Annotated in this window: 4 protein-coding genes (1 of these 4 running past the window's edge); 2 read left to right on the top strand and 2 right to left on the bottom strand. The window is 34.0% G+C overall.

Going from position 1 to position 10,974, the window contains the following annotated elements; all coding sequences use genetic code 11:
* Positions 1 to 207 (top strand): hypothetical protein (locus tag D3Z07_RS13800; protein WP_164707236.1); only part of this gene is annotated, 207 nt, incomplete at its 5' end.
* Between the two features lie 327 nt (positions 208 to 534).
* The gene (locus D3Z07_RS13795; RefSeq protein WP_122894166.1) at positions 535 to 1,899 is read left to right on the top strand and encodes a beta strand repeat-containing protein; all 1,365 of its coding nucleotides are present in this window, start codon (positions 535 to 537) and stop codon (positions 1,897 to 1,899) included.
* A gap of 75 nt (positions 1,900 to 1,974) precedes the next feature.
* On the opposite strand, the gene D3Z07_RS13790 is transcribed toward D3Z07_RS13795, so the two are convergent.
* Both D3Z07_RS13790 and D3Z07_RS14380 read right to left on the bottom strand, forming a co-directional pair.
* Positions 1,975 to 3,528, bottom strand: coding sequence for a beta strand repeat-containing protein (locus D3Z07_RS13790; protein ID WP_122894165.1), 1,554 nt, complete (start codon positions 3,526 to 3,528; stop codon positions 1,975 to 1,977).
* A protein-coding gene (locus D3Z07_RS14380) for a hypothetical protein (RefSeq protein WP_122894164.1) crosses the window boundary here: on the bottom strand, positions 3,443 to 10,974 show its final stretch. 26,647 nt of this gene lie beyond the right edge of the window; only the last 7,532 of its 34,179 coding nucleotides appear in the window; its start codon lies beyond the right edge, outside the window — the gene reads right to left on this strand; it ends in the stop codon at positions 3,443 to 3,445. Before D3Z07_RS14380 ends, D3Z07_RS13790 begins: the two co-directional genes overlap by 86 nt.

Here is a 10,974-nt window from a genome sequence, read left to right as displayed (position 1 = left end):
GTAACAATAACAGGTGGAGATATTTCAGTAACAGATATAAATACAATATCTTCAACAAGTGGAGTAGTAACTGCAACAGCAAATACAGGGGTTGCTGGAACATTAACTGGATTATCAACAGATGATAATGATGACATCACAGTAAATATGGCAGCGGCAGATACATCAGCATCAGATTTAAAAACAATCGATTCAAAACAGGAATAGCAATAAATGCAACAGTAATTACAAAATTAACTGGTAATGCAACAGATGTAAAAGATGTACTAGCAACAGATTCAACAATCACAACAGTAACAGATGGAAGTTTAGCAGTAGATGTAAGTGGAAGTGTAAGTGTTGCAGATATAAATACAATAAATGCAGACTCTGCAACAGGTGTAGTAACAGTAGGAACAGTAGATACAGGAAATGCAACAACGTTAGCAGGATTAACAACAAGTAATACAGATATGATTACAGTTGAATTAGAAGCAGCAAGTACAGATGCTGCAAATATAAATATAATTAACGGTGCAACAGGTGTTGCAGTAGATGCAGGGCAGTATTACTGAATTAACAGGAACAGCAACATCTATACAGACAGCACTAGCTGCAAATACAGCAGGAACAATAACAGGACTTGGAACAAAAGCAATAAATGTAGATGATACAGTAGCAGCTTCAGTAATAAATGATATAGCTGGAGATACAAGTGGAGTAGTAACAGCAACAATCACAGCAGGAGCAGTAAAAGCAACATTAGATGCAATTACAGATGTAGATGTAGGCGTAGATGATGTAATAACATTTACAACAACAGATACAAGTGTAAATGCGAGTGATTTAGTTAATTTAAATGCAAAAGTTAATAACTTTACAGTATCAACAATTGAAGAAGTAACACAAGATGATGGAACAATTACAGATGTAGTAACAGGTTTAGTATTGTTAGATGGAGATGAAGATGTAACAATAACAGGTGGAGATATTTCAGTAACAGATATAAATACAATATCTTCAACAAGTGGAGTAGTAACTGCAACAGCAAATACAGGGGTTGCTGGAACATTAACTGGATTATCAACAGATGATAATGATGACATCACAGTAAATATGGCAGCGGCAGATACATCAGCATCAGATTTAAAAACAATCGATTCAAAAACAGGAATAGCAATAAATGCAACAGTAATTACAAAATTAACTGGTAATGCAACAGATGTAAAAGATGTACTAGCAACAGATTCAACAATCACAACAGTAACAGATGGAAGTTTAGCAGTAGATGTAAGTGGAAGTGTAAGTGTTGCAGATATAAATACAATAAATGCAGACTCTGCAACAGGTGTAGTAACAGTAGGAACAGTAGATACAGGAAATGCAACAACGTTAGCAGGATTAACAACAAGTAATACAGATATGATTACAGTTGAATTAGAAGCAGCAAGTACAGATGCTGCAAATATAAATATAATTAACGGTGCAACAGGTGTTGCAGTAGATGCAGGCAGTATTACTGAATTAACAGGAACAGCAACATCTATACAGACAGCACTAGCTGCAAATACAGCAGGAACAATAACAGGACTTGGAACAAAAGCAATAAATGTAGATGATACAGTAGCAGCTTCAGTAATAAATGATATAGCTGGAGATACAAGTGGAGTAGTAACAGCAACAATCACAGCAGGAGCAGTAAAAGCAACATTAGATGCAATTACAGATGTAGATGTAGGCGTAGATGATGTAATAACATTTACAACAACAGATACAAGTGTAAATGCGAGTGATTTAGTTAATTTAAATGCAAAAGTTAATAACTTTACAGTATCAACAATTGAAGAAGTAACACAAGATGATGCAACAATTATCATCGATGTAGTAACAGGTTTAGTATGTTTAGCATGGATGATGTGAAGATGTAACAATAACAGGTTGGAGATATTGTCAGTATACAGATTAAATGACAATATCTCCACAACTGTTAGTTAGTTACATCTTCATACATGCAAATACAGGGGTTGCTGGAACATTAACTGGATTATCAACAGATGATAATGATGACATATCTTGTGTTACTTCTTCAATTGTTGATACTGTAAAGTTATTAACTTTTGCATTTAAATTAACTAAATCACTCGCATTTACACTTGTATCTGTTGTTGTAAATGTTATTACATCATCTACGCCTACATCTACATCTGTAATTGCATCTAATGTTGCTTTTACTGCTCCTGCTGTGATTGTTGCTGTTACTACTCCACTTGTATCTCCAGCTATATCATTTATTACTGAAGCTGCTACTGTATCATCTACATTTATTGCTTTTGTTCCAAGTCCTGTTATTGTTCCTGCTGTATTTGCAGCTAGTGCTGTCTGTATAGATGTTGCTGTTCCTGTTAATTCAGTAATACTGCCTGCATCTACTGCAACACCTGTTGCACCGTTAATTATATTTATATTTGCAGCATCTGTACTTGCTGCTTCTAATTCAACTGTAATCATATCTGTATTACTTGTTGTTAATCCTGCTAACGTTGTTGCATTTCCTGTATCTACTGTTCCTACTGTTACTACACCTGTTGCAGAGTCTGCATTTATTGTATTTATATCTGCAACACTTACACTTCCACTTACATCTACTGCTAAACTTCCATCTGTTACTGTTGTGATTGTTGAATCTGTTGCTAGTACATCTTTTACATCTGTTGCATTACCAGTTAATTTTGTAATTACTGTTGCATTTATTGCTATTCCTGTTTTTGAATCGATTGTTTTTAAATCTGATGCTGATGTATCTGCCGCTGCCATATTTACTGTGATGTCATCATTATCATCTGTTGATAATCCAGTTAATGTTCCAGCAACCCCTGTATTTGCTGTTGCAGTTACTACTCCACTTGTTGAAGATATTGTATTTATATCTGTTACTGAAATATCTCCACCTGTTATTGTTACATCTTCATCTCCATCTAACAATACTAAACCTGTTACTACATCTGTAATTGTTCCATCATCTTGTGTTACTTCTTCAATTGTTGATACTGTAAAGTTATTAACTTTTGCATTTAAATTAACTAAATCACTCGCATTTACACTTGTATCTGTTGTTGTAAATGTTATTACATCATCTACGCCTACATCTACATCTGTAATTGCATCTAATGTTGCTTTTACTGCTCCTGCTGTGATTGTTGCTGTTACTACTCCACTTGTATCTCCAGCTATATCATTTATTACTGAAGCTGCTACTGTATCATCTACATTTATTGCTTTTGTTCCAAGTCCTGTTATTGTTCCTGCTGTATTTGCAGCTAGTGCTGTCTGTATAGATGTTGCTGTTCCTGTTAATTCAGTAATACTGCCTGCATCTACTGCAACACCTGTTGCACCGTTAATTATATTTATATTTGCAGCATCTGTACTTGCTGCTTCTAATTCAACTGTAATCATATCTGTATTACTTGTTGTTAATCCTGCTAACGTTGTTGCATTTCCTGTATCTACTGTTCCTACTGTTACTACACCTGTTTGCAGAGTCTGCATTTATTGTATTTATATCTGCAACACTTACACTTCCACTTACATCTACTGCTAAACTTCCATCTGTTACTGTTGTGATTGTTGAATCTGTTGCTAGTACATCTTTTACATCTGTTGCATTACCAGTTAATTTTGTAATTACTGTTGCATTTATTGCTATTCCTGTTTTTGAATCGATTGTTTTTAAATCTGATGCTGATGTATCTGCCGCTGCCATATTTACTGTGATGTCATCATTATCATCTGTTGATAATCCAGTTAATGTTCCAGCAACCCCTGTATTTGCTGTTGCAGTTACTACTCCACTTGTTGAAGATATTGTATTTATATCTGTTACTGAAATATCTCCACCTGTTATTGTTACATCTTCATCTCCATCTAACAATACTAAACCTGTTACTACATCTGTAATTGTTCCATCATCTTGTGTTACTTCTTCAATTGTTGATACTGTAAAGTTATTAACTTTTGCATTTAAATTAACTAAATCACTCGCATTTACACTTGTATCTGTTGTTGTAAATGTTATTACATCATCTACGCCTACATCTACATCTGTAATTGCATCTAATGTTGCTTTTACTGCTCCTGCTGTGATTGTTGCTGTTACTACTCCACTTGTATCTCCAGCTATATCATTTATTACTGAAGCTGCTACTGTATCATCTACATTTATTGCTTTTGTTCCAAGTCCTGTTATTGTTCCTGCTGTATTTGCAGCTAGTGCTGTCTGTATAGATGTTGCTGTTCCTGTTAATTCAGTAATACTGCCTGCATCTACTGCAACACCTGTTGCACCGTTAATTATATTTATATTTGCAGCATCTGTACTTGCTGCTTCTAATTCAACTGTAATCATATCTGTATTACTTGTTGTTAATCCTGCTAACGTTGTTGCATTTCCTGTATCTACTGTTCCTACTGTTACTACACCTGTTGCAGAGTCTGCATTTATTGTATTTATATCTGCAACACTTACACTTCCACTTACATCTACTGCTAAACTTCCATCTGTTACTGTTGTGATTGTTGAATCTGTTGCTAGTACATCTTTTACATCTGTTGCATTACCAGTTAATTTTGTAATTACTGTTGCATTTATTGCTATTCCTGTTTTTGAATCGATTGTTTTTAAATCTGATGCTGATGTATCTGCCGCTGCCATATTTACTGTGATGTCATCATTATCATCTGTTGATAATCCAGTTAATGTTCCAGCAACCCCTGTATTTGCTGTTGCAGTTACTACTCCACTTGTTGAAGATATTGTATTTATATCTGTTACTGAAATATCTCCACCTGTTATTGTTACATCTTCATCTCCATCTAACAATACTAAACCTGTTACTACATCTGTAATTGTTCCATCATCTTGTGTTACTTCTTCAATTGTTGATACTGTAAAGTTATTAACTTTTGCATTTAAATTAACTAAATCACTCGCATTTACACTTGTATCTGTTGTTGTAAATGTTATTACATCATCTACGCCTACATCTACATCTGTAATTGCATCTAATGTTGCTTTTACTGCTCCTGCTGTGATTGTTGCTGTTACTACTCCACTTGTATCTCCAGCTATATCATTTATTACTGAAGCTGCTACTGTATCATCTACATTTATTGCTTTTGTTCCAAGTCCTGTTATTGTTCCTGCTGTATTTGCAGCTAGTGCTGTCTGTATAGATGTTGCTGTTCCTGTTAATTCAGTAATACTGCCTGCATCTACTGCAACACCTGTTGCACCGTTAATTATATTTATATTTGCAGCATCTGTACTTGCTGCTTCTAATTCAACTGTAATCATATCTGTATTACTTGTTGTTAATCCTGCTAACGTTGTTGCATTTCCTGTATCTACTGTTCCTACTGTTACTACACCTGTTGCAGAGTCTGCATTTATTGTATTTATATCTGCAACACTTACACTTCCACTTACATCTACTGCTAAACTTCCATCTGTTACTGTTGTGATTGTTGAATCTGTTGCTAGTACATCTTTTACATCTGTTGCATTACCAGTTAATTTTGTAATTACTGTTGCATTTATTGCTATTCCTGTTTTTGAATCGATTGTTTTTAAATCTGATGCTGATGTATCTGCCGCTGCCATATTTACTGTGATGTCATCATTATCATCTGTTGATAATCCAGTTAATGTTCCAGCAACCCCTGTATTTGCTGTTGCAGTTACTACTCCACTTGTTGAAGATATTGTATTTATATCTGTTACTGAAATATCTCCACCTGTTATTGTTACATCTTCATCTCCATCTAACAATACTAAACCTGTTACTACATCTGTAATTGTTCCATCATCTTGTGTTACTTCTTCAATTGTTGATACTGTAAAGTTATTAACTTTTGCATTTAAATTAACTAAATCACTCGCATTTACACTTGTATCTGTTGTTGTAAATGTTATTACATCATCTACGCCTACATCTACATCTGTAATTGCATCTAATGTTGCTTTTACTGCTCCTGCTGTGATTGTTGCTGTTACTACTCCACTTGTATCTCCAGCTATATCATTTATTACTGAAGCTGCTACTGTATCATCTACATTTATTGCTTTTGTTCCAAGTCCTGTTATTGTTCCTGCTGTATTTGCAGCTAGTGCTGTCTGTATAGATGTTGCTGTTCCTGTTAATTCAGTAATACTGCCTGCATCTACTGCAACACCTGTTGCACCGTTAATTATATTTATATTTGCAGCATCTGTACTTGCTGCTTCTAATTCAACTGTAATCATATCTGTATTACTTGTTGTTAATCCTGCTAACGTTGTTGCATTTCCTGTATCTACTGTTCCTACTGTTACTACACCTGTTGCAGAGTCTGCATTTATTGTATTTATATCTGCAACACTTACACTTCCACTTACATCTACTGCTAAACTTCCATCTGTTACTGTTGTGATTGTTGAATCTGTTGCTAGTACATCTTTTACATCTGTTGCATTACCAGTTAATTTTGTAATTACTGTTGCATTTATTGCTATTCCTGTTTTTGAATCGATTGTTTTTAAATCTGATGCTGATGTATCTGCCGCTGCCATATTTACTGTGATGTCATCATTATCATCTGTTGATAATCCAGTTAATGTTCCAGCAACCCCTGTATTTGCTGTTGCAGTTACTACTCCACTTGTTGAAGATATTGTATTTATATCTGTTACTGAAATATCTCCACCTGTTATTGTTACATCTTCATCTCCATCTAACAATACTAAACCTGTTACTACATCTGTAATTGTTCCATCATCTTGTGTTACTTCTTCAATTGTTGATACTGTAAAGTTATTAACTTTTGCATTTAAATTAACTAAATCACTCGCATTTACACTTGTATCTGTTGTTGTAAATGTTATTACATCATCTACGCCTACATCTACATCTGTAATTGCATCTAATGTTGCTTTTACTGCTCCTGCTGTGATTGTTGCTGTTACTACTCCACTTGTATCTCCAGCTATATCATTTATTACTGAAGCTGCTACTGTATCATCTACATTTATTGCTTTTGTTCCAAGTCCTGTTATTGTTCCTGCTGTATTTGCAGCTAGTGCTGTCTGTATAGATGTTGCTGTTCCTGTTAATTCAGTAATACTGCCTGCATCTACTGCAACACCTGTTGCACCGTTAATTATATTTATATTTGCAGCATCTGTACTTGCTGCTTCTAATTCAACTGTAATCATATCTGTATTACTTGTTGTTAATCCTGCTAACGTTGTTGCATTTCCTGTATCTACTGTTCCTACTGTTACTACACCTGTTGCAGAGTCTGCATTTATTGTATTTATATCTGCAACACTTACACTTCCACTTACATCTACTGCTAAACTTCCATCTGTTACTGTTGTGATTGTTGAATCTGTTGCTAGTACATCTTTTACATCTGTTGCATTACCAGTTAATTTTGTAATTACTGTTGCATTTATTGCTATTCCTGTTTTTGAATCGATTGTTTTTAAATCTGATGCTGATGTATCTGCCGCTGCCATATTTACTGTGATGTCATCATTATCATCTGTTGATAATCCAGTTAATGTTCCAGCAACCCCTGTATTTGCTGTTGCAGTTACTACTCCACTTGTTGAAGATATTGTATTTATATCTGTTACTGAAATATCTCCACCTGTTATTGTTACATCTTCATCTCCATCTAACAATACTAAACCTGTTACTACATCTGTAATTGTTCCATCATCTTGTGTTACTTCTTCAATTGTTGATACTGTAAAGTTATTAACTTTTGCATTTAAATTAACTAAATCACTCGCATTTACACTTGTATCTGTTGTTGTAAATGTTATTACATCATCTACGCCTACATCTACATCTGTAATTGCATCTAATGTTGCTTTTACTGCTCCTGCTGTGATTGTTGCTGTTACTACTCCACTTGTTGCGTTTGCTATTGTGTTTGTATCACTTGCACTAATAGCTCCTGTTATTGTTACAGCTTCTGTTCCGCCAGTTATTGTTAAGGCTTGTGTAACAGTTGTGGCATTTGCTCCAATATTAGTAGCATTTTCCGTTATTAAATCAATTGTATCTACATTAAAGTTATCTACTTTTACTTTTAAATCAACTATATCTGAAGCATCTGCACTTGGATCATTTGTTGTAAATGTTATATCATCACTTGCATTTACATTTGTTATTGTTGCTAATGTTGTATCGACTGCTCCTGTTGTAATAGTTGCAGTTAAAGTTCCACTAATAGCAGTAGCAACATCATCTACATCACTAGCATCTACATTTGTATCAGTTAATGTAATATTTCCTGCACCACTTAAATTAGAAGTTTTACTATCTAATTTATCAAAAGTTGTAGTTAAAGTAACACTTGAATCAACTAAAATACTTGAATTACCAAAATCTCCATCAAAAGTAGAATCAGCTGTAAACTGAACTGTTGTATCAGATTCTATTGAATCATCTAATAGTGTTGCAAAATCAGTACTACTATTTGTACTAACTTCTATTGTTGCTGTTCCACTTCCTGTAATAGAAGTTGCCGTTGTAGCTTGTGTTTCAGTTAATGTTACATCACCACTTACATTTATTACATCAATATTACCTGTACCATGAATATCATGTGATGTTAAATCTACTGTTGTTATTACATCTAATTGAACACTTCCTGTTCCTGTTTTATTAAATGTAATATTATCAAAGTCATGGTCATTTTCATCAGAAGTTGTTTCTATAATTAAAGTTCCACCATTTAAAATCTGAATTTCAAAATCTTCATCATCTAAGTTTGCCGCACTTAAAGTTGCTGTTTCATTTTCAGGAACAATAATTGTTTCAAAATTAAGTAGTGTAACTCCAGATAAATCAACTGTTCCACTTAAACTTAATGTATCAGTTCCTGCTCCTGCATCTAGAGTTGTTACATTTGAACTTCCAGTATAATTAAATGTATCATCTCCACTTCCTGTAATAATATGCTCTACATTTGAAAGAGTATCAATAGAACTTGTGTCATCTATAGTTATATCATTTATACCATTAATATCAACAGTAACAGCCGTTGTCATTGTAGTATAATCAATTTTATCCGTATCGCCTAAACCATCAAAAGAAATACCACTTACATCAGTTGTATTTAAAGTATCAGCTTGTGAAGAACCAATAAAGTTTTCAAAACTTTCAAAAGTATCTGTACCAATATTTGAACCTGATGTTGTACCATTTTTATTTGTTGTATCTGTCAAATCAATAATTACACTACTTGTTGCTTGAGATACATCTAAGGTATCACTTCCTTCTCCACCTATTAAACTATTATTGTAAATATCTCCTTGAACATTATCATTTCCATCACCCATTTTTACATGTTCAATATTTGAAATAGTATCACTAAGACCTGTTGCCGTAGCAGTTCCTGCTGTTAAATTAATTGTTACATCAGTAGATGATAAATCAGAATAATCTAGCCAATCTCCAGTTGATTCACTACTTTCTCCACCATCAATAGTATTTGTTCCAAGTCCTGCAAAGATTCTATCATCACCTGCTCCACCTTGAAGGTCATCATCTCCTGCATTACCAGTTAAGATGTCATCTCCTGCATTTCCTATAAGTGTATTATTATTTGAATCACCAGTGATTAAATCAGCTGAACTAGTTCCAGTAAGGTTTTCAATATTTGTTAAAGTATCTGTTCCATCAATAGTAACAGTTGCAGCTCCATCTACTAATGTTACATTTAATGGTCCAGTTGCCGTACTATAATCAACAGTATCGCTATCATCTGCTCCACCATCAATAGTATCATCTCCCGCACTAGTAATAAAAATATCATTTCCTGCGTCACCATACATAACATCTGCACCAACTCCACCATCTATATAGTCATCATTATCTCCACCATGAAGTTCATCATCTCCGTCTAAACCATAAATAAAGTCTGCTCCACCTTGACCATAAATAGTATTACCAATACTTGTACTCGTATCTCCTGTTAAAGTATCCCCTGAAGCACTTCCTACAATATTCTCAAAATTAGAAATTGTATCTGTACCAATATTTACCCCTGTAGAAACTGCTGTTTCTAAGTTTACAGTAACTCCTGAAGTCGAAGAAGAATAAACTAAAGTATCAATATCTAATCCACCATCTAAGATATCATCTCCTGTTCCACCTTCAACTATATCATCACCAGCACCTAATGTTAATTCATCATCTCCACCTAAACCTTGAATATAATCATTACCAGCACCACTATCAATAGTATTATTCTCTCCATCAGCTTTAATATAATCATCTTTATCGCTTCCATCAATATTCTCAATATCATAAAACTTAGTTGAATTACTTGCCCCTGAAGAAATAAACTCGATATTATTATCAGTTGTCATATCAACTGTATTTTCATATGTAGCTGGACTAGAATCTGGGTTAATTAAAATGTCACTATTTGCATCATTTACTGTACCATCAACATTACTGCTTAAGATTATTTTATCTGCATCACCATCACCACCATAAATATAATCAGAATCTCCAGATTCATTTGTAGTAACAGTAAAAGTATCATCACCATCTAAACCATAAAGAATATTTGTAACTCCATCTTCTCCAATAATTACATCATCTAATGATGTTGCTGTAATATTTTCTACATTTGTAATTGTTTGATCATTTGCAAATGCATCAGTACTTGTATTACTTCCTAAATCAACAACAACACCTTGTGTTCCTTCTTTAAAAATAACAGTATCTTCTGCTGCTCCACCATCTATAGTATCAGTACCTTCTTCATCATGAATAGTATCTTCTCCAGAATCTCCTGATAAGTTATTCGTTCCAGCTCCACCCCAAATAGTATCATCATTATCACCAGCATCAATATCATCATCACCAGCTTCACCATATAATCTATCATCTCCAGAAGAACCAGCAATAACATCATCTCCAATTCCACCGTATA

It is taken from the genome of Arcobacter peruensis (assembly GCF_003711085.1).
GTDB classification, from domain to species: Bacteria; Campylobacterota; Campylobacteria; order Campylobacterales; family Arcobacteraceae; genus Poseidonibacter; species Poseidonibacter parvus.
Note: the sequence above shows the minus strand (reverse complement) of the source record. Positions and strands in the feature narration are given on the sequence as shown.

What these genes read in the sequence shown, in the direction of transcription:
- D3Z07_RS13795 (WP_122894166.1), top strand. Translation starts at nt 535, where the DNA reads ATGCAGGGCAGTATTACTGAATTAACAGGAACAGCAACATCTATACAG.
- D3Z07_RS13790 (WP_122894165.1), bottom strand. Translation starts at nt 3,528, where the DNA reads ATGCAGACTCTGCAAACAGGTGTAGTAACAGTAGGAACAGTAGATACA.